The organism is Paraburkholderia sp. EB58 (assembly GCF_050436665.1).
Taxonomy (GTDB): domain Bacteria; phylum Pseudomonadota; class Gammaproteobacteria; order Burkholderiales; family Burkholderiaceae; genus Paraburkholderia.
In genome coordinates, this window is sequence record NZ_JBNDMQ010000009.1 from 1 (window position 1) to 18,542 (window position 18,542).

Consider the following 18,542-nt stretch of genomic DNA (forward strand, 5'->3'; position numbering starts at 1 on the left):
CAGCAAACAGGACCTCTCGCAGTTGTACGCCAGGCGTTGGAACGTGGAACTGGATCTACGTAACATCAAGACGACGATGGGTATGGACGTACTGCATTGCCAGACTGCCCACATGAACGAGAAGGAGATCTGGGTCCATCTGCTGGCCTATAACGTGATTCGGTTGCTGATGGCTCAGGCCGCGAGCCACTATGCCACCGATCCGAGAACACTGAGTTTCAAACACACTGTGCAGCTATGGACTGAATGGCTGGCCCGAGGTCTGACCGCAACCCACGACCAGAGTCTCCTGTTCAACCTGATCGCGCAGTCTTGCGTTGGGAATCGCCCCGGTCGCATCGAACCACGAATGCGGAAGCGAAGACCGAAGTCTTACCCATGGCTGAAAGAGCCTCGTCACATCGCACGCGAGCGCATCCGAAAATATGGGCACGCGCCACGGGCTTAAGTAAGTGCCATTCGCTCTACGACCGCTATATTCGGGAAGAGGGCGAGGTTATTCTTGGTGACACGCCGCCGTCGGGTTCTGCCGCCGATCTGGAGCGCCGCCTGATTGCACAATACGGCCTTGAGGTAGACGCCCTTTCACCAGCCGACATCCGCAGGCTATATCCGCAGATTTCTGATGTTGTGAAATTCGGAGTGGTGATGAAGGGAAACGCTCATACCGTGAGTCCGGCCGGAATAAATTCCGCGCTCGCGGAGACGATTCTTGCCGATGGTGGACAGTTCCTCCGGGAGTCGGTTCTCAAGCTCATTCCTGAAAGCGGTCAGTGGCTGGTTTTGACCACGACGGGAAATCACCGTGCGAACGACGTCGTGGTCGCCGCTGGAGTTTGGTCGGCGCAACTTCTGGCGCCGTTAGGAATAAAGATTCCCTTGGAGAGCCAGCGGGGATATCACGTGATGATCAAAAACAGCGGGCTCGAAATTGGCCTGCCGTTTATCCACCGCGGCAGGGGTATAGGATTCACGCCGATGCTTGAGGGCCTTCGCGTGGCCGGAACGGTTGAATTTTCAGGTGTCGACGGTATGCCAAATGAGAGACGCACTGATCAAGCTATGTTTCACGCCAGGCAGCTATTTCCTGCGTTGACACAGTCACCGCATTCCATTTGGACGGGGCAGCGCCCTTCGACGCCCGACAGCCTGCCCGTGATTGGCGGTATGGCGGACACGCCAGGTCTTTGGTTATGTTTTGGACATGGTACATACGGAATGACAGCGGCACCTCCCAGCGGACGTCTGATCGCGGAGCTGATGGTGGGACAGCGGACTTTCATTGACGCAACACCTTATTCCCCAGGCAGGTTCAGATAATCGGTATATGCCGGTTCTCTGCACGGGTGTTGTCACATTAGCCGCCTGCCCGGAGGCTCCGACAGGTATGCGAAAAGCGGATAGGCATGCTTTCAACTACCGCAGGCATGTATCAAGAACTGCTGAAACGCCAGGGCCGGCGCATCCAGCGTTGCACCCTTGCGCCACAACATCCCCGCATCCATCTGCGGAATCGCATTGAGAATGGGCCGCGCCTCGATCCGCTTGCCTTCTAGCGACCAGGGCCGGAACACCATGTCCGAGAGGATGGTCACGCCAAAGCCATGCGCCACCAGTCCACGCAACGCCTCCATCGAACTGGTACGAAAAGCGATATTCGGCTCGACTCCGTTTTCTTTCCAATAACGCAGCGTCGAGCGCTCGCTCTCATCGACGGTAATGAGGATATACGGATACGCCGCAATGTCCGCGAGCGAAGGCGAGTTCATCTGTCCCAGCGGATGGCTCGGCGCGGTCCATAGCTGACGTCGTGAACGGATCAGTACGTGGTGCTGAAACCGTGTGAGATGGTCCACATTCGACAGCAACGCGACGCCCAGATCGACGTCGCCGGCAAGCACGGCCTGTTCGATCTCGGCACGATCGGCGTCGCGCAGATCCAGTTCGACGTACGGATACGTAGCACGAAACCGCCCCAATAGTTCAGGCAGAAAATAGCCGAGCAAGGTGTACGAGGCAGCAATGCGCACCGTGCCTTTCAGGTCATGCGATCGGAATGGCGCCTTGTAGACCGCGTCGCGCACCGAATCGAGTATGTGACGCGCGTGGTTGAGAAAGTCCTGACCGTCCGGCGTCAGCGCGACACCCTGCGGCAGGCGTTCGAAGAGCCGGGTTCCCAGCGTCTCCTCCAGCGCAAGGACCGCATTGGTGATCGCGGACTGCGACACGTGTTCGGCCACCGCTGCCATCGAAAATTGTCCACTTTGCGCGGCCGCGACGAAGTAACGCATCTGCCGCAAGGTGACGTCTTTTGACATGTGTTTTTCGCATAGCAGGGTTCGGTATTTGTGATTTTACGATGGAAATTCGGCTTCCTATACTCCTCAACCAATAAAGGCACGGAGACCCTCGCCCATGAACGCCCCCCTATCGCCCGCGCTGCGCGCTGCGCTCGACACCGTCTCGCTCGACGACAAATACACACTTGAGAAAGGTCGCGTCTACATGAGCGGCACCCAGGCGCTGGTCCGTCTGGCGCTGCTGCAGAAAGAACGGGACCGTCGCGCGGGGCTGAAGACGGCGGGATACGTATCGGGCTATCGCGGCTCGCCGCTCGGCGCGCTCGATCAGACATTGTGGAAGGCGAAAAAGTATCTGAAGGAACACGACGTCGTGTTCCAGCCAGGGGTTAACGAAGATCTCGCTGCGACCGCTGTGTGGGGCACGCAGCAGCTCAATCTATGGCCCGGTGCGAAGGTCGATGGCGTATTCGGCATGTGGTACGGCAAGGGGCCGGGTGTCGACCGCACCGGTGACGTCTTCAAGCACGCCAATTCGGCGGGGACTGATCGAAACGGCGGTGTGCTGGTACTCGCGGGCGACGATCACGGGGCGAAGTCGTCGACCGTTGCCCACCAGTCCGAACACATGTTCGTCGCGAGCGGCATTCCGGTGCTCTACCCGGCGAGTGTGCAGGAATATCTCGACTATGGTCTGCACGGCTGGGCCATGAGCCGTTATTCCGGTCTGTGGGTCGCCATGAAATGCGTCACGGATGTGGTGGAGTCCAGCGCATCGATCGACATCGATCCAGACCGTTTGCAGATCGTGTCGCCGGATGACTTCGAGATGCCCGACGGCGGTTTGAACATCCGCTGGCCCGATCCTCCGCTCGCGCAGGAGGCGCGCCTGCTCAACCACAAGTGGTATGCAGCGCTCGCCTACGTACGCGCGAACAAGCTGAACCGCGTGGTGATCGATAGTCCGACGCCGCGCCTCGGCATCATGACCGCTGGCAAGGCCTACCTCGACGTGCGCCAGGCGCTGATGGACCTGTCGCTCGATGACGATACCTGCGCAAGGATCGGTATTCGTGTCCTCAAGGTAGGTTGCGTGTGGCCGCTCGATGCGCAGAACGCGCGTGATTTCGCCACCGGACTCGATGAGATTCTGGTGGTTGAAGAGAAACGGCAGATCCTCGAATACGCACTAAAGGAGGAGCTGTATAACTGGCGCGACGACGTGCGCCCGAAGATATTCGGCAAGTTCGATCAACGCGATGACCAGGGTGGGGAATGGTCGGTCCCGCGCGGTGAGGTGCTGTTGCCGATGCAATACGAACTGTCGCCGGCACTGATCGCGAAGGCAATCGCGCGGCGTCTCACGAAGCTCGATTTACCGGCGGACGTACGCGCCCGGATCGACGCACGCATCGCAATCATCGAGGCGAAGGAGCGTGAAGCCTCGACGCCGCGCACCGTCACTGAACGCCAGCCGTGGTTTTGTTCGGGTTGCCCGCACAACACGTCGACGCGTGTCCCCGAAGGCTCTCGCGCGATGGCCGGCATCGGCTGTCACTACATGACCATATGGATGGACCGCAAGACGGAAACCTTCAGCCAGATGGGCGGCGAAGGCGTGGCGTGGACCGGCCAGATGCACTTCACGAACGAACGCCACGTGTTCGCGAACCTGGGCGACGGCACCTACTTTCACTCGGGTTTGCTGGCGATCCGCGCATCGATCGCGGCCGGCGCGAATGTCACCTACAAAGTTCTCTATAACGATGCGGTGGCCATGACTGGCGGCCAGCCCATCGACGGCGTACTCACGGTGCCGCAAATCGCGCACCAGGTGATCGCCGAAGGCGCGAAGCGGGTGCTCGTCGTCACAGACGAACCCGAAAAATACGCTACAGGCGTACGTTTGCCGGAGGGCGTGAAGGCTTACCACCGCGACGAACTCGATCGTCTGCAACGCGAGTTGCGCGAGATCGCCGGCACCACAATCCTGATCTACGACCAGACCTGTGCAACCGAGAAGCGCCGGCGCCGCAAGCGCGGAACCTATCCCGATCCCGCGAAACGCGCGTTCATCAACGATGCCGTCTGTGAAGGCTGCGGCGACTGTTCGGTGCAATCAAATTGCCTGTCTGTCGAGCCGCTGCAAACGCCGCTCGGCACGAAACGCAAGATCAATCAGTCGTCGTGTAACAAAGACTTCTCGTGCGTGAACGGCTTTTGTCCGAGCTTCGTCACCGCCGAAGGCGCGCAATTGAAAAAGCCTGCGAAGGCGACGGGTGGTTCCGCGCTCCCGGATTTCACCTCGTTGCCGCGGCCTGAGATTGCCAGCGTTGCCAAACCCTACGGCGTACTCGTAACGGGCGTCGGTGGCACCGGTGTCGTGACGATCGGCGGCCTGCTCGGCATGGCCGCGCATCTCGAGAACAAAGGCGTCAGCGTGCTCGACATGGCCGGTCTTGCGCAAAAGGGTGGCGCCGTACTTAGCCATGTGCAGATCGCGGCGACGCCAGACGAGTTGCATGCAACCCGCATTGCGACCGGCGAAGCGCGCCTTGTTCTGGGCTGTGATGCGATCGTATCGTCGTCCGCCGAAGTGCTCTCGCGCACGCAACGCGGGGTCACCAAGGCAGTGATAAATAGCGGCGCAACGCCGACCGCGCAATTCGTTCGCGATCCACAATGGGCCTTTCCGGGCGATCAGATCCAGGGCGACCTGCGCGAGAGCATCGGCGAGGACTGTGATTTCATCGACGCCAATCGCCTCGCGCTCGCCTTGCTGGGTGATTCGCTGTACGCGAATCCCCTGCTGCTGGGTTTCGCATGGCAACGCGGCTGGCTGCCGGTCAGCCACGAAAGCCTCGACCGCGCCATCGAACTGAACGGCGTGGCGGTCGCCAAAAATCGTCTCGCGTTCGAATGGGGCCGTTATGTCGCGCAGCATGGTGAAGCGGCCGCCGAAGCATTCACGCCGCGCTCGAGGCAACAACAGGCAATCGTGGTGCAAATGCCTGAATCGCTGGAGCGGCTTGTCGAGCGCAACGTCGAACTGCTGAGTCGCTATCAGGATGAGCAGTATGCGGCGCGCTATAAAGCGGCGGTGGAACGCATGCGGGCAACGGAAATGGCGCTTGCCGCAGGGGCGAAGCTACGCCTCACGCCGGTGGTCGCGCGCAATCTGGCCAAGCTGATGACCTACAAGGACGAATACGAGGTTGCGCGTCTCTATGCCGACCCGGCCTACCTCGACAAATTGCGAGCGCAGTTCGAAGGCGAACCCGGTCGCGACTACAAGCTCGCCTTTCATCTCGCACCGCCGCTGTTGGCAAAACGCGACGAGCACGGTCACCTGAAAAAGCAACGCTTCGGCCAATGGACGCTCACGATGTTCCGCGTGCTCGCGAAGCTCAAATTCTTGCGTGGTGGCGCGTTCGACGTGTTCGGTAAAACCGCTGAGCGGCGCGGCGAGCGCGACCTTATCGAACAGTACATGGCGTTGATCGACGAGTTCTGTCACACACTCGACAACGACCGGATGGGTGCCGCGATACGGCTTGCCAATCTGCCCGACGAGATTCGTGGATTCGGGCACGTCAAGGAGCGCAATATGTCTGCCGCTGCCCTGAAACGCGACAAGTGGCTGACCGAATACCGCAAGTCGGATGACGGTGCCGCCTCTCAAATGAATGCCCAGCCAGTAAAGAGGGCGATATAACCATCCCGATGCATGACTGCGCCTCGGCCGTTGGAACCAGCGCAACGCCTCGCGTGGCTAACGCAAGGCGCCAATCTAACTTCTCGCCGATGTCAGCTCGATGCGCTTGCGCTGCAGGAACCGGCGCACGGCCGGATCGCGTTCGAGTCCGATCGCGAGGTCGTACGCGCCGAGGGCTTCGGCCGTCGCGCCTGCACGCGCGAGCAGATCGGCGCGCGCGGCCCAGTACGGCTGGTAGTCAGCCAGCCGCGGATCGTCCGCATACGGCTCGAGCGCGTCGAGCGCCGCTTGTGGGCCGTCCCGTTCCGCCAGCGCGAGCGCGCGGTTCACCGCGACCACCGGCGACGCTGCAATCGCGAGCAGCGCATCATAGAGTTGCACGATCTCATCCCAGTTCGGACGATGCGTGCGGCAGCGGTACACGTGCGCCGACTGCAGCGCGGCCTCGAGCTGAAAGCGCCCGATTGCGTTGAAAGCGTTCGCGTGCCGTAGCAGTGCGTCAGCTGCGTCGATCATCGGCGCGTTCCATGTCGCCGGATCCTGAGCCGACAGCGGCACATAGTCGCCGGCCGCATCGCGTCGCGCATCGGAACGCGCCTGCGCATACAGCATCAGCGCGAGCATCCCCATCGTCTCTGGTTCCTCGGGCAGCAGTTCGACGAGCAGTTGCGCAAGGAACAGCGCCTCACTGGTGAGATCGCGCCTCTCGGTATCGCCGCCGACCGGGTCGGTCCACCCTTCCGCATACACCGCATAGACCGCTTCCAGGACTGCAGCGAGCCGGCCGGGCAACTCCTCGCGCTCGGGCACGCTGAAGGGAATGCCCGCTTCGCGGATCTTGTTCTTCGCCCGCACGAGGCGCTTGCTCATCGCGGCGGGCGACATCAGGAACGCGGATGCAATCGTCTTCGCTTCGAGCCCCAGCACCACTTGCAGCATTAGCGGCGTGCGAATCGCGGCCTCGAGGGCAGGGTGCGTGCACGCGAACAGCAGCGCAAGCCGCCGGTCGGGCAACGCGCCTGCTTCACGCTCGTCGATCTCGTCGGCGAGGATCGTGAGCTGGTTTGTCACTTCGTCGCCGACGCGGCGATGGCGCGCGCCGTCGATCGCACGGCGGCGCGCGACCGTCATCAGCCAAGCCTCAGGATTCGCGGGGCAGCCGCGCTCCGGCCAGTCGGCGAGCGCGGTCGCAAACGCATCGGCCAGCGCGTCCTCGGCTGCGGCGACGTCGCGCGTGCGCATCGCCAGCAGCGCGACGAGCTTGCCGTAGCTGCGGCGGGCGACCGCCTCGGCAATCGAACGCGCGGCGCCGGCAGCGTCACGGCCGCGGCCGGACAGACTCATGCAGCAGATCGCGCATCGTAGGGTGCGGTCCAGACCGGGCGCACTTCCATGATGCCGTACGCCGCGGCTGGGCAGCGTGACGCCCACGCGATCGCCGCGTCCAGGTTGGGCACGTCGATCAGGTAGTAGCCGCCGAGCTGCTCCTTCGAATCGGAATACGGTCCGTCAAGCACCTGCGGCTTGCCGTCGACGAGCCGCACCGTGGTGGCCGCGTTCGTGTGCTGCAGCCGGTTGGCGCCCACCAGCGCCTCCGCTTTTTTCAACGATTCGGTGTACGCCTGATACGCGGCGACGCCTTGCTGCCGCTCGCTGTCGGTCATCTGGTTCCAGCCGCTTTCTTCTGCGTAAATCATCAACAGGTATTGCATATGAGCCTCCGTCATGGGGTTGAGGCGGGTGAATTACATTGGGCCGCCATCACAATGACGCGCGGGCCGCATGCTGACGGACAGGTGGCGTCGAAAAAATCGCGGAGGGCGCTCCAGCCTGATTCGCTCGCCACCGTCGAGGACCCTACGCGCGGTCACTTCGGGCGAACCCGCCATCCCCGCGCGCTACTATCAATTTCGCCGCAGCATTGCAGACTGCATTAGAGCCCGCCTCCGCAGGTATCGCAACCTACGCGAGACGCGTAGGCGGGCGTTTCCTGCACGTTCCTGAACTAGAATGGATTATTACTACACTGCCGGGCGTCGCCAGGAGTATCTGGCCAGTACGACGTGCGGGATTCGGGTTGGAGGAATGCCATGCCGACTTACCAGTACAGGTGCGAGAAGTGCGGTGAAATGTTCGAACATGCCGAACATCTTGCTGAACATGCAACCGCCCATCCGATTTGTCCAAAGTGCGGAAGCGAGCAGGTTCAACATACACCCACGCCATTTGTCGCGAAAACGTCCAGAAAGAGCTGAAATCTGTCTGACCGACGACTGGTAGTTCCGCGTTCACTCGCCCGCGCGATCGCGTTCGCCAGCTCCGTCTGCCTCGTCGTCCGATAAATGCGGGGCACCGTCTTTAAGCGCGCGCTGCCGCCAGTCGCCCGGCGTCACCCCCATCCGCTGGGCAAACACGCGCCGAAACGCAGACACCGACTGATACCCGACCAGATCGGCAACCGCCTCGGTGGACGATGTGGATTTTCGCAGCGCGTTTGCGGCGGCGCTCATTCGGATATCGATCAGCAGATCCATCGCGGAGCGGCCGAGACTGGCCTGGAAATGCCGCTGGAACGTGGCGCGCGACATGCTGCATAGTCCGGCCAGTTCCGGAAGCGTCCACGCTCGAGCGGGGTCGTTGAATATTGCAGTGGCCGCAGGCGAGAGTCTTGGGTGGGCGGCGAGCGCCAGCACTCCGGTACGTGCCTGACCGGCCTCAACGGCGGCCCGCAGCGTCAACGCAAACAGCGCAGACGACAGTGCGTTCAGGATCGCGCCGCTGCCCACTTCGTTGTCCATCGCTTCGGCCCGCATCAGCGCGACGAGCCGGCTCAGACGTTCGGCTTGCGGCAGGCTCTGTGCAGCAATGCCGATGTCTTCGGTGCGTACTACGAGTTCCGACGGTAGATAGCTCCGGATCAACCGGTCATGTGGCGGGGCGACGACAAATCGCCCGCACAACATATCCAGGGCCTCGCCAGCGCCGCTATTTTCCTTGACAAGGAGACCGCCTGAATCGCGAACCCTGGATGGAACCGGTGCCGCGCCGCTGCCGTCGTGCAACACGTGCGCCGAACCATGGGGCAGTAACGCGATGTCGCCAGCTCGTAATTCATAGGTTGCTCCATTATCCGAATTCTCGAGTAAGGCCCTGCCGGTCAATACGACGTGGTACTGCATTTCCTGAGTTCCGGCCGGGCTGTATTCGATTGCCCACGGCGCTCCCAATGCGCACCGGGTTAGTTTCCCGGTGACGGTCACGAGTTCCATAAAGCGGGTGAGCCAGTCGGCCTGGTATTGCATATCGGACATCTCCACTGATAGCGGCAATACGGCCGTTAAGCGCTCGTTCGCCGTTTTGGACTGATTTGACAGGAGTCTTCCAGTCAAAAAATGAGTGCGAACACGTTCGTGTCGTACAGTCGGCGTCGGACTGCTTTTGTCGGACGATTCATGACGTCTCACACATCCCATGCCGTGCACCAAGAATATAACTATGATATTCATAGTGTCAAGCGCGGCGTAGCTTTTTTCGACGTTTTCTGGGAAGCGTCGCGAACTGACGCTACCGGTCACAGGTTGATCCTTTCGAGCACGGCTTTGACCCATTCAAGACTCGGCGAGCGTATCGCCTCGATTTAAAGTCTGGGCTCCTACCCACACATCGAAGGAATCTCAAATGAGCAAGATCGAACAAGTCCTCCAATCAGGCAACAGCCACGCCACGGTTAATCGCGACCCCAACGTCCCGCGCGGTGAGTACGGCGCCCTCGACCTCAAGCTGTCAGCGTCCGGCAGTGAAGACCGCGAGTTCATCGGCACCGGACTGCACCCGAGAGCCGAGCAGTTGTTTTCGGGCGCGTGGTCGGCCTGTTACATCAGCGCGTTCGAGATTGCGGCCTCGATGAAGAAGGTCACGCTGCCGTCCGACTATTCCGTGGACATTCAGGTCAGCATTGGGTCGGTCGGGGCGGGGCATTGCCTTGGCGCCCAGTTCACCATCCGCGCGCCGGGTCTGGCAACGGAAGTCGTCGAGGCACTCGCGCACCAGGCGCATCAGCTCTGCCCGTACTCGAAGGCTGTGCACGGCAACATCGAGGTCGGCCTGAACGTCGTCACGGTGTGAAGGCATCTTCGCTCATCATATATCGCATACGATTGCATCGCACAAGATTTACATACACTTAACACCCTTATTCACGAAGGAATCCATCATGGAAAAGATCGAAAAAGTCCTTGCCTCAGGCAACACCCACGCCACGGTCAATCGCGACCCCAATGCCCAGCGCGGCGAGTTTGGCGTCTACGACCTCAAGCTGACAGCGCCCGGCATTGAAGCCGTCGAGCTCATCGGCACCGAGCCGCACCCGACAGCCGAGCAGTTGTTTGCGGGCGCGTGGTCAGCCTGCTACACCACTGTGTTCGGGAAGGCGGCCGAACTGAAGAGGATCACGCTGCCGCCCGACTATTCCGTGGACATCAAGGTCAACATTGGGCAGACCGGTACCGCGTGGTTCCTCGGGGCTGAGTTCACCGTTCGCGTGCCGGGTCTGCCTAAGGACGTCGTCGAGAAAATCGCGCACCTGGCCCATCAGATCTGCCCGTACTCGAAGTCTGTGCGCGGCAACATCGAGGTCAGCACGAATATCGTTACGGTGTGATCGACCGGGCATCCCTCCGTCGCTGGGCCATCGCGCATCGTCGGTCTTCATGCGCGACGGCCACAGCCTCGGATGGGCCGTCGTTTATTTACTAAGGATATAGAAGCAATGTTCAGTCACGTAGTGGTCGGTACCAACGACCTGAAAAAAGCAAAGCGGTTCTACGATGCAGTGCTAGGCGCGCTCGGCTATGGTGAAGGTCTCAGCGATGACAACGATAAGCGCCGACGCTATGTCTATCGCTCACACACGGCGCTTTTCATCATCACCCAACCGATCAATGGTCAGCCGGCGACGCCTGCCAATGGCGGAACGATTGGCTTTACCTGCGAGTCAACCGGGCAGGTCGAGCGGTGGCATGCCGCCGGGGTCGCCAATGGTGGAACATCGGCTGAAGCGCCGCCCGGCGTGCGTGAGGCCGCGTCGGGCAGCCTCTATCTCGCCTATCTGCGTGATCCGGACGGCAACAAGATCGGCGCCCTGTATCGCGCGCCGGACTGAAGCGAACCACGGCCGTCACCGTTGGCGGAGTGGAGTGCTACAACAACTCCCGAATCCGGTGATACAACATCCCGAGCTCAAGTGCGGGCCCGCGCAACGTGGGCCCACCCGGAAAGCGTGCATGACGCAGCTTCGCAAACAGATCGAACGCTGCGCTTTCCCCTGCAATGGCCTGCGCGACGACGCGCCCCGCAATCCCGGTCAGCGCCACGCCGTGCCCTGAAAACCCCTGCACGTAGAAGTAATTCGAATCGATCGAGCCAAAATCCGGCGCGCGATTACGCGTGACGTCCACAAAACCGCCCCATGCAAACTCGATTCGCGCATCGGCGACTTGCGGGAACACCCCAACCATCCGCTTGCGAATCTGTTCGGACAACTGCGCAGGCGACGCACCCGTCGAACTGGCGCGTCCACCGAATAACACTCGGTGATCGGCGGAAACGCGGAAGTAGTCGAGAAAGAAATTGTTATCACAAACGGCGGCGCGTCCCCGGATCAACGCGGAGGCACGCTCTTCGCCGAGCGGCTCGGTGGCGACGATATACGAGGCGATCGGCGCGATACGCGCGGCAACCGCGGCGGGCAGCACATTGCCGAGAGTCGCGTTGCCGCACGCAGCCACAAAGCGGCAGCGCACTTCACCCGTCGCAGTCCGCACGACAGGCCGCGGGCCGCGCACGACTTCGATCACGGGCGAGTGTGCGAACAGCAACGCGCCTTGTTTTCGCGCCGCCTCGGCGAGACCGAGACAGTATTTGAGCGGATGCAGATGCCCGGAAAACGGATCGTAGACACCGGCCAGGTAACGTTCCGACGCAACGCGAGCACGGATCTCATCCGTATCGAGCCACGAGAGTTTCGTATAGCCCCAGCGTGTTGACGCATCCTCCATCCACGAGCGCAAATCGGGCACACGTTTCGATTTCGTGGCAACGGTCAGATAGCCCGGCGTGAAATCGCACTGGATGCCGTACCGCTCGATGCGCTCGCGTACCAGCTTGACACCTTCCACCGACATCGCCCAGGCCGCACGTGCGCCTTCGAGCCCGAGTTGCTTCTCGATGACCTCGTCTTTCGCGAAACCTACCAGCGTCTGACCGCCATTGCGACCCGACGCGCCCCAGCCGGGACGGTGCGCATCCACGACGATCACCGATAGCCCACGCGCCCGGCATTCGAGCGCGACAGACAAGCCGGCGAAGCCTGCGCCGATTACGCAGACGTCGGCCTCGAGCGAGCCGTCGAGCATCGGATTGTCGGCGAGCGGGCGCACGGCGCTCGCTTCGTAATAAGAGTCGCGGATCAGCGCATCCGCGCGGCGGTCGAGACTGTCGGTCATCAAAGCAGGTCCTTCATTCGATACCAGGCCATCGCGAGCACGAGGGCAGGGGTCCGCAGTGTAGCGCCGCCAGGGAAATCGCGGTGGCGAATCTTGCCAAACAGGTCGAAACGCGACGCCTGGCCGTGGATGGCTTCGGCAATCAGCTTGCCGGCGAGGCCCGTGGTGTTGACGCCATGGCCGGAGAAGCCTTGTGCGAAATAAACCGTCGGCGAAAGACGGCCAAAATGTGGCGCGCGATTCATCGTGATATCGACAAAGCCGCCCCACGCATAATCGACCTTCACGTCCGCCAGTTGCGGGAAAGTCTTCAGCATATCCCGGCGCATCGCTTCGCCCAGGTTGCGCGGCGCAAACGTCGAATAGCTGACCTTGCCGCCCCACAACACCCGGTTATCGGGCGCAGGCCGGAAATAGTCGAGCACGAAGCGGCTGTCGCAGATGGCCGCGTGCGCAGGCATCAGCGCCTGGGCGCGTGCCGCGTCGAGCGGTTCGGTGGCGACCACATAGGTGCCCACCGGCATGATCTTGCGGGCTACGTTCGGCGCGAGTGCACCCAGCCAGGTGTTGCAGGCAAGGGCGACGAATTGCGCTTCAACCTGGCCGCGAGCGGTTTCGATCACGTGCCTGCTGCCTTCGTTGCGCATGCCGGTCACGCAACTGTCTTCGAAAATCTGCACGCCGGCGGCGCGTGCCGCACGTGCGAGTCCAAGCGTGTAATTCAACGGATGCAGATGACCGCTGTCCGGATCGAACAGACCGCCCAGGTAGCGGGTCGACTGCACGTAGTGGTCAAGCGACTCGCGCTCGATATAGCGGAAACGGTCGTAACCGAAGCGTGTTTGCGCCTCATCACGCCATTGCCGCAAAGCCGTGACATCGCGCGGTTTGTTCGCCGCATGCAGATAGCCGAACCGGAGGTTGCAATCTATCTGGTGCTTCGCGACGCGCTCCTTGACGATATCCAGCGTCTCGAGCCCCATGTCCCACATGCGTTTGACGTCTTCTGCAGGCATGTGCTTCGCGAACGTATCCATATCGCACGCAAAGCCGCCTATCAACTGACCGCCGTTGCGTCCGCTTGCCGCCCATCCAACTTTCGAGGCTTCCAGTATCGCGACCGAATAGCCGCGTTCAGCAAGATTGAGGGCTGTCGATATGCCGGTGAGACCGGCGCCGATCACGCAGACATCCACCTTCAATGGGCCGTCGAGCGAAGCATGACGGGTCGTATCGTTGAGCGTCGCGGCGTAGTACGACGCGGCATGAGGCTGGTTCGAGAGCCGGAGCATAGGCAGAACACATAAAAAGCCGAAACGCGTTGCCGCAAAGCAGGGCGCCGCGCTTCGGCTGGACTGATTAGAACGAGTAGATGAACTGCGTAGCGAGGATGTCGTTCGACTTGCTGTACGACCCGTCGTTGCGCAGGAACACGTTCTGGCTGGCCCAGTCGTGTCGGTATTCCACCTTCACAGTGATCTGCTGGGTTGCGTAGAACAGCACGTCGAGCGCGACGTCCTGGTGCGTAGCGCCCTTGCACTCGAAGCCGTGGTTCGACGAGTTGGCGAGACAGTTCGCGCCAATGCCGAAGCCGTCAGCCGTATCCATGCCGTTCGAGTTCAACGCAATGCCACCACCGCCGCCACCGTTCTTCTGGTCGACCAGCAGGTCGTAGCGCAGAGTCGCGCCCATGCGGCCCACTGTCGGCAGGTTGAACTTGCGGTGCGCGAGCAGCGACAGGCCGTACCACTGCGCCTGGCCGCCGTTATACGCGGCGTTCTGCTGCTGGCCATAGTCGAGTTCGGCGTTGTACTGGACGTCGGCGAGCGTGTAAGACGCGTCCGCTTCGGTAAAGAAGAACGTGCCGAAGGCGCTAGGCGCGACACCACCCACGCCGTACACCGGATTGCCATTGGAATCGAGTCCGGATGCAAGCGTCTGGCGGCCAATATTGAACGAACCGCCGATATCCAACGCGCTAGACCACGTATAGTCGACGCGACCCGTGAAAGTCGGAATCTTGTTGCTGCTGGTGATCGGATCGCCCAATGCATTGGTGCCCGTCTGTACCACCGAGCCATAGGTGCGGTACTGTTCGTTGCCCAGCATGAACTTCCACGCCCAGTTGCTGCCATCGCCCGTGTAGTTGACGCCGACCCCAACGTAGCTGCCCGGATCCGAGAAGTCATACAGCAGGTTGTGCGTGAGCGTCAGTATCTGGTTGGACTGTTGCACTTCATAGCCGCCGAAGCTCGGCATCAAGCCCGCGACGAAGGTAGTGGTCGCGGTCACAGGCACCGTCACAACGGCCGTGTTCAGGATGTTGTCGCTGATCGTGCCATGTTCGTTCTGCAGCAGCGTGATACCGTTGCCGCGGTTCGGCATCAGGGTGATTTCAGCCGACGGCGCCATCGGTCCGACACCGAAGGTCTTCTTGATGTCGAGGTACAGATCGCCGAACGTGCTGTTGAAGTAGTTGTAGGCGCTTTCGTGGTTCGCGAACAGGAACGACGAGCTGCTCAGATCGCGGTTATACACGTAGGTCGGATCGATATACCCCGTCACCGAAAGACCTGCGATCGGGCCTGTGTTCTGTGCATCCACCAGCGAATCGACCTTGAGTTGCTGATTGGCGATCTGCTGCTTCATCGAGTCGACCTGATCGTTGGTCAGCGTGGCCTGTGCCTTGCCGTAGTCAGGCGACGAAATATCCACCGGCGCCGCGGCCACGGCAGGCGCCGCAGCTGGGGCTGCCGCCGGAGCGGCTGCTACCGTTTTGGGTTTTGCCGCAACCTCTGCCCGCAATTGTTTCACTTCTTTTTGTAATGAGTTCAATTGCGCCTGCAGCGCCTTGATCTCATCGCTGGTGGCATCTGCCATGGCGACGCCAGGCAGACTCCCCGCCACTAGCAGGCAGATGAGTTTCTTTCTCATGCATATTCTCCTTATTGGTCGTATTGCCTGGAACTGCTTAGATTTGGACGGCCCCGAGCGATTTACGCACGGTGGCGGGTTGCGGGGTAACGGGGGCGGCATCGGCGGCTTCCGCAACGGCGAAGGCCATCTGCATGTCTCGGGTACGCTTGCGTTCGCGGATCTGCATCCAACGGTTGACGGCAATCACGCCGACCGTTACCACGCTGATAAAGATGGTTGCGAGCGCATTCATTTCCGGGTTCAGGCCGAGACGCACCCGCGAGAACACCACGAGCGGCAGGGTGGTGGAGCCGGGGCCGGAGAGGAACGCGGACAGCACGAGGTCATCGAATGAGAGCGTGAACGACAGCAGCCAGCCGGACATCAGCGCCTGCGAGATCAGCGGCAGGGTGATCAGGAAGAACACCTTGAACGGCGTTGCCCCGAGATCGAGGGCGGCTTCTTCGAGCGACTTGTTCAGTTCCTTGACGCGGGACTGCACGATGATCGCCACATAGGACACGCACAGCATCACGTGACCGATCCAGATCGTCAGCAGGCCACGGCCCTTCGGCCAACCGAGCATCTGTTCGAGCGCGACGAACAGGAGCAGCAGCGAGATGCCCTGAATCACTTCAGGAATCACCAGCGGCGCATTGATCATCCCGGCGAACAACGTGAAACCACGGAAGCGGCCGAAACGCGCGAGCACGAAGCCGGCCCAGGTGCCGATCACGACGGATGCGCATGCTGTCAGCAGGCCGATCTTGAGCGAGAGCCAGGCGGCGCTCAGCAACTCCTCGTCCTGCAGCAGCGCGCTGTACCATTTCAGCGAGAAGCCGGACCACACGGTGACGAGCTTCGACTCGTTGAACGAGTACACCACGAGGCTGATGATCGGGATATAGAGGAACAAAAACCCGAGCGTCAGGACGGTATTGGAAAGCTTTCTATTAGGCTTGATCATTTCGCGCCCTCCAGTTCCTTGACCTGGTAGTACTGGAACACGGCCATCGGCACGAGCAGCAGCAGAACCATGGCGACCGTCACGGCGGATGCCATCGGCCAGTCCATATCGTTGAAGAACTCATCCCACATCACGCGGCCGATCATCAGCGTGTCGGCGCCGCCGAGCAGTTCGGGGATCACGTATTCGCCCACTGCCGGGATGAACACCAGCAGGCTGCCGGCGATGATGCCGTTCTTCGACAGCGGCAAAGTGATGCGCGTAAAGGCGGTCCACGGCTTGGCGCCGAGGTCGTATGCCGCTTCGAGCAACGTCAGATCCATCTTCACCAGGTGGGCATACAGCGGCATCACCATGAACGGCAGGTACGAATAGACCATGCCGATATAGACGCCAATATCAGTGTGGTATAGCCGCAGCGGCGAGTGGATCATGCCGATCGCCATCAACGTGTGATTGAGCAGGCCGTCGTCCTTCAGGATGCCGATCCATGCGTACACGCGAATCAGGAACGATGTCCAGAACGGCAGCATCACGCCCATCATCAGCAGGTTGCGCTTGGCCGGTTCCGAGCGGGCGATGTAGTACGCGACCGGATAGCCGATCAACAGGCAGAAGAAGGTCGAAACAGCCGCCATCTTCAGCGAGCTGATGTAGGTCGCGATATACAGATCGTCCTGCAACAAAAACGCGTAATGACCAAGCTGGATCGCGAAGTGCACGACCCCGTCCTTGATGCTAAGGAGGTCTGTGTACGGCGGAATGCCGAGTCGCAGATCGGCGAAGCTGATCTTCAGCACGAGCACGAACGGCAGAGCGAAGAACAGCGTGAGCCACAGGAATGGCACGCCGATCACGGTCGTCCGACCCGAGGGCAACAGGGCAGTGAAGCGCTTTTTCAGCCAGGCGAGCGCGCCGCTTGCGTGGGGCGCATTCAGCGCCGCGGAGGAGGTGGGGGCAGACGTTCTCATTGCGTCACCACCACGCCGCTAGCGGGCGACCAGTAGACGAACACGTCGTCGTTATAGGCGGGCGCACCTTCGCTCATCAGGTGCGAGCTGGACAGGTTCGAGACAACCGTTTTACCGCTCGGCAGGCGTACGTGGTACAGCGAATAGCTGCCCATGTAGGCCACATCCGAGACCACACCACGGGCCCAGTTGTGCGGCGTGCCCGGCTTTTCGAGCGACACCTTCACGCGTTCCGGACGCACCGAGATGCCCACCGGCATGCCGAGCGGCCCGGTGATGCCGTGGCTCACATACATGCGTGTTTCGAGATCTTCGCTTTCGACGAAGATGTGATCCGGTTCGTCCTCTACCACCACGCCTTCGAACATGTTGGTCGAGCCGATAAACTCAGCCGAGAAGCGGCTGTTCGGGAACTCGTAGACCTGCGAGGGCGTGCCAATCTGCACGATGCGGCCTTCGCTCATCACGGCGAGACGCCCGGCCATCGTCATGGCTTCTTCCTGGTCGTGCGTCACCATCACGCAGGTCACGTCGACCTTTTCGATGATGTTGACCAGTTCCAGTTGCGTCTTCTGGCGGATCTTCTTGTCGAGCGCGGACATCGGCTCGTCGAGCAGCAGCAGCTTGGGGCGCTTGACGAGCGAGCGGGCGAGCGCCACGCGCTGCTGCTGACCACCGGAAAGCTGATGCGGCTTGCGGCCCGCAAACTTGCTCATCTGCACGAGGTGGAGCGCATCCGCGACGCGTTCCTTGATCTCGTTCTTCGGCGTGCCTTCCTGCTTGAGACCGAAGGCGATGTTTGCCTCGACGCTCATGTGCGGAAACAGTGCATACGACTGGAACATCATGTTGACGGGGCGCTTATACGGCGGCATGGCCGCAAGATCCTCGCCGTCGACGAAGATGCGGCCCGAGGTGGCCGTCTCGAGCCCGGCCAGCATGCGCAGCAGCGTGGACTTTCCGCAGCCCGAGCTGCCGAGTAGTGCGAAGAGTTCATTCTTCGCGATGGTCAGATTGACGTTGTCGACAGCGGTGCTGTCGCCGAATTTCTTGACGACGTTTTCAATCCGGACAAATTCGTCCGATTTGCTTTTAGTCGTCGTCGCGAGTTTGGCCGCTTTGGCTGTTGCTGCCTGGGCGGCGTTTTTTGAGGTCGTCGAGTTCATGGTG

Annotated in this window: 17 protein-coding genes; 7 read left to right on the top strand and 10 right to left on the bottom strand. The window is 61.2% G+C overall.

Going from position 1 to position 18,542, the window contains the following annotated elements; translation table 11 throughout:
- Both P3T40_RS14760 and P3T40_RS14765 read left to right on the top strand, forming a co-directional pair.
- Positions 1–448: transposase (locus P3T40_RS14760; protein WP_429268456.1), on the top strand; the 448-nt coding region annotated here is incomplete at its 5' end.
- Positions 379–1,320 carry an NAD(P)/FAD-dependent oxidoreductase gene (locus tag P3T40_RS14765; protein ID WP_429268457.1) on the top strand — a complete coding sequence of 314 codons (942 nt, stop codon included), beginning with the start codon at positions 379–381 and terminating at the stop codon, positions 1,318–1,320. The genes P3T40_RS14760 and P3T40_RS14765, both read left to right, overlap by 70 nt.
- Positions 1,321–1,412: 92 nt before the next feature.
- Here P3T40_RS14765 and P3T40_RS14770 read toward each other — a convergent pair whose 3' ends face one another.
- On the bottom strand, positions 1,413–2,318 hold the full coding sequence (locus P3T40_RS14770) for a LysR family transcriptional regulator (protein WP_429268458.1): 906 nt from the start codon (positions 2,316–2,318) through the stop codon (positions 1,413–1,415).
- Positions 2,319–2,415: 97 nt separating this feature from the next.
- Here P3T40_RS14770 and P3T40_RS14775 point away from each other — a divergent pair, with 97 nt between their 5' ends.
- The gene (locus P3T40_RS14775) at positions 2,416–6,015 is read left to right on the top strand and encodes an indolepyruvate ferredoxin oxidoreductase family protein (protein ID WP_429268459.1); all 3,600 of its coding nucleotides are present in this window, start codon (positions 2,416–2,418) and stop codon (positions 6,013–6,015) included.
- Between the two features lie 75 nt (positions 6,016–6,090).
- On the opposite strand, the gene P3T40_RS14780 is transcribed toward P3T40_RS14775, so the two are convergent.
- Complete coding sequence (locus tag P3T40_RS14780) at positions 6,091–7,359, bottom strand: RNA polymerase sigma factor (RefSeq protein ID WP_429268460.1); 1,269 nt, start codon at positions 7,357–7,359, stop codon at positions 6,091–6,093.
- Positions 7,356–7,727 carry a YciI family protein gene (locus P3T40_RS14785; RefSeq protein WP_429268461.1) on the bottom strand — a complete coding sequence of 124 codons (372 nt, stop codon included), beginning with the start codon at positions 7,725–7,727 and terminating at the stop codon, positions 7,356–7,358. The genes P3T40_RS14780 and P3T40_RS14785 overlap by 4 nt, the downstream gene beginning before the upstream one ends.
- Positions 7,728–8,105: 378 nt before the next feature.
- Between P3T40_RS14785 and P3T40_RS14790 the strand changes: the two genes are divergently transcribed.
- Complete coding sequence (locus P3T40_RS14790; RefSeq protein ID WP_429268462.1) at positions 8,106–8,270, top strand: FmdB family zinc ribbon protein; 165 nt, start codon at positions 8,106–8,108, stop codon at positions 8,268–8,270.
- Positions 8,271–8,303: 33 nt separating this feature from the next.
- Here the strand turns inward: P3T40_RS14790 and P3T40_RS14795 are convergent, their stop codons facing one another.
- Positions 8,304–9,317 (bottom strand): AraC family transcriptional regulator, encoded by a 1,014-nt coding sequence (locus P3T40_RS14795; RefSeq protein WP_429268463.1) that lies wholly within the window; start codon positions 9,315–9,317, stop codon positions 8,304–8,306.
- Between the two features lie 376 nt (positions 9,318–9,693).
- Between P3T40_RS14795 and P3T40_RS14800 the strand changes: the two genes are divergently transcribed.
- The 3 genes from P3T40_RS14800 to P3T40_RS14810 all read left to right on the top strand — a co-directional run bounded on the left by P3T40_RS14800 (position 9,694) and on the right by P3T40_RS14810 (position 11,176).
- Positions 9,694–10,140: an Ohr family peroxiredoxin gene (locus tag P3T40_RS14800; RefSeq protein WP_429268464.1), complete on the top strand. Its 447-nt coding sequence runs from the start codon at positions 9,694–9,696 to the stop codon at positions 10,138–10,140.
- Positions 10,141–10,228: 88 nt separating this feature from the next.
- Positions 10,229–10,675 (top strand): OsmC family protein, encoded by a 447-nt coding sequence (locus tag P3T40_RS14805; protein WP_429268465.1) that lies wholly within the window; start codon positions 10,229–10,231, stop codon positions 10,673–10,675.
- Between the two features lie 108 nt (positions 10,676–10,783).
- A complete protein-coding gene (locus P3T40_RS14810) occupies positions 10,784–11,176 on the top strand; it encodes a VOC family protein (protein WP_429268466.1) in 393 nt (130 codons plus the stop codon).
- 37 nt (positions 11,177–11,213) lie between these two features.
- Here P3T40_RS14810 and P3T40_RS14815 read toward each other — a convergent pair whose 3' ends face one another.
- The 6 genes from P3T40_RS14815 to P3T40_RS14840 form a co-directional block, all read right to left on the bottom strand.
- On the bottom strand, positions 11,214–12,518 hold the full coding sequence (locus P3T40_RS14815; RefSeq protein WP_429268467.1) for an NAD(P)/FAD-dependent oxidoreductase: 1,305 nt from the start codon (positions 12,516–12,518) through the stop codon (positions 11,214–11,216).
- Entirely contained in the window at positions 12,518–13,810 is a 1,293-nt protein-coding gene (locus tag P3T40_RS14820; RefSeq protein WP_429268468.1) for an NAD(P)/FAD-dependent oxidoreductase, read from the bottom strand. Before P3T40_RS14820 ends, P3T40_RS14815 begins: the two co-directional genes overlap by 1 nt.
- 67 nt (positions 13,811–13,877) lie before the next feature.
- Positions 13,878–15,452: a DUF3138 family protein gene (locus P3T40_RS14825; RefSeq protein WP_429268469.1), complete on the bottom strand. Its 1,575-nt coding sequence runs from the start codon at positions 15,450–15,452 to the stop codon at positions 13,878–13,880.
- A gap of 37 nt (positions 15,453–15,489) precedes the next feature.
- Positions 15,490–16,401 carry an ABC transporter permease subunit gene (locus P3T40_RS14830; RefSeq protein ID WP_429268470.1) on the bottom strand — a complete coding sequence of 304 codons (912 nt, stop codon included), beginning with the start codon at positions 16,399–16,401 and terminating at the stop codon, positions 15,490–15,492.
- Entirely contained in the window at positions 16,398–17,372 is a 975-nt protein-coding gene (locus P3T40_RS14835; protein ID WP_429268471.1) for an ABC transporter permease subunit, read from the bottom strand. Before P3T40_RS14835 ends, P3T40_RS14830 begins: the two co-directional genes overlap by 4 nt.
- Positions 17,369–18,538 carry an ABC transporter ATP-binding protein gene (locus P3T40_RS14840; protein WP_429268472.1) on the bottom strand — a complete coding sequence of 390 codons (1,170 nt, stop codon included), beginning with the start codon at positions 18,536–18,538 and terminating at the stop codon, positions 17,369–17,371. The genes P3T40_RS14835 and P3T40_RS14840 overlap by 4 nt, the downstream gene beginning before the upstream one ends.
- Between the last annotated feature and the right edge of the window lie 4 nt (positions 18,539–18,542).

Excerpts from the sequence above, each read along its gene's own strand:
- P3T40_RS14775 (WP_429268459.1), top strand. The coding sequence starts at position 2,416 with ATGAACGCCCCCCTATCGCCCGCGCTGCGCGCTGCGCTCGACACCGTC.
- P3T40_RS14830 (WP_429268470.1), bottom strand. The coding sequence starts at position 16,401 with ATGATCAAGCCTAATAGAAAGCTTTCCAATACCGTCCTGACGCTCGGG.
- P3T40_RS14820 (WP_429268468.1), bottom strand. The coding sequence starts at position 13,810 with ATGCTCCGGCTCTCGAACCAGCCTCATGCCGCGTCGTACTACGCCGCG.
- P3T40_RS14835 (WP_429268471.1), bottom strand. The coding sequence starts at position 17,372 with ATGAGAACGTCTGCCCCCACCTCCTCCGCGGCGCTGAATGCGCCCCAC.
- P3T40_RS14765 (WP_429268457.1), top strand. The coding sequence starts at position 379 with ATGGCTGAAAGAGCCTCGTCACATCGCACGCGAGCGCATCCGAAAATA.
- P3T40_RS14810 (WP_429268466.1), top strand. The coding sequence starts at position 10,784 with ATGTTCAGTCACGTAGTGGTCGGTACCAACGACCTGAAAAAAGCAAAG.
- P3T40_RS14800 (WP_429268464.1), top strand. The coding sequence starts at position 9,694 with ATGAGCAAGATCGAACAAGTCCTCCAATCAGGCAACAGCCACGCCACG.
- P3T40_RS14840 (WP_429268472.1), bottom strand. The coding sequence starts at position 18,538 with ATGAACTCGACGACCTCAAAAAACGCCGCCCAGGCAGCAACAGCCAAA.
- P3T40_RS14805 (WP_429268465.1), top strand. The coding sequence starts at position 10,229 with ATGGAAAAGATCGAAAAAGTCCTTGCCTCAGGCAACACCCACGCCACG.
- P3T40_RS14795 (WP_429268463.1), bottom strand. The coding sequence starts at position 9,317 with ATGCAATACCAGGCCGACTGGCTCACCCGCTTTATGGAACTCGTGACC.
- P3T40_RS14815 (WP_429268467.1), bottom strand. The coding sequence starts at position 12,518 with ATGACCGACAGTCTCGACCGCCGCGCGGATGCGCTGATCCGCGACTCT.
- P3T40_RS14780 (WP_429268460.1), bottom strand. The coding sequence starts at position 7,359 with ATGAGTCTGTCCGGCCGCGGCCGTGACGCTGCCGGCGCCGCGCGTTCG.
- P3T40_RS14770 (WP_429268458.1), bottom strand. The coding sequence starts at position 2,318 with ATGTCAAAAGACGTCACCTTGCGGCAGATGCGTTACTTCGTCGCGGCC.
- P3T40_RS14790 (WP_429268462.1), top strand. The coding sequence starts at position 8,106 with ATGCCGACTTACCAGTACAGGTGCGAGAAGTGCGGTGAAATGTTCGAA.
- P3T40_RS14825 (WP_429268469.1), bottom strand. The coding sequence starts at position 15,452 with ATGAGAAAGAAACTCATCTGCCTGCTAGTGGCGGGGAGTCTGCCTGGC.
- P3T40_RS14785 (WP_429268461.1), bottom strand. The coding sequence starts at position 7,727 with ATGCAATACCTGTTGATGATTTACGCAGAAGAAAGCGGCTGGAACCAG.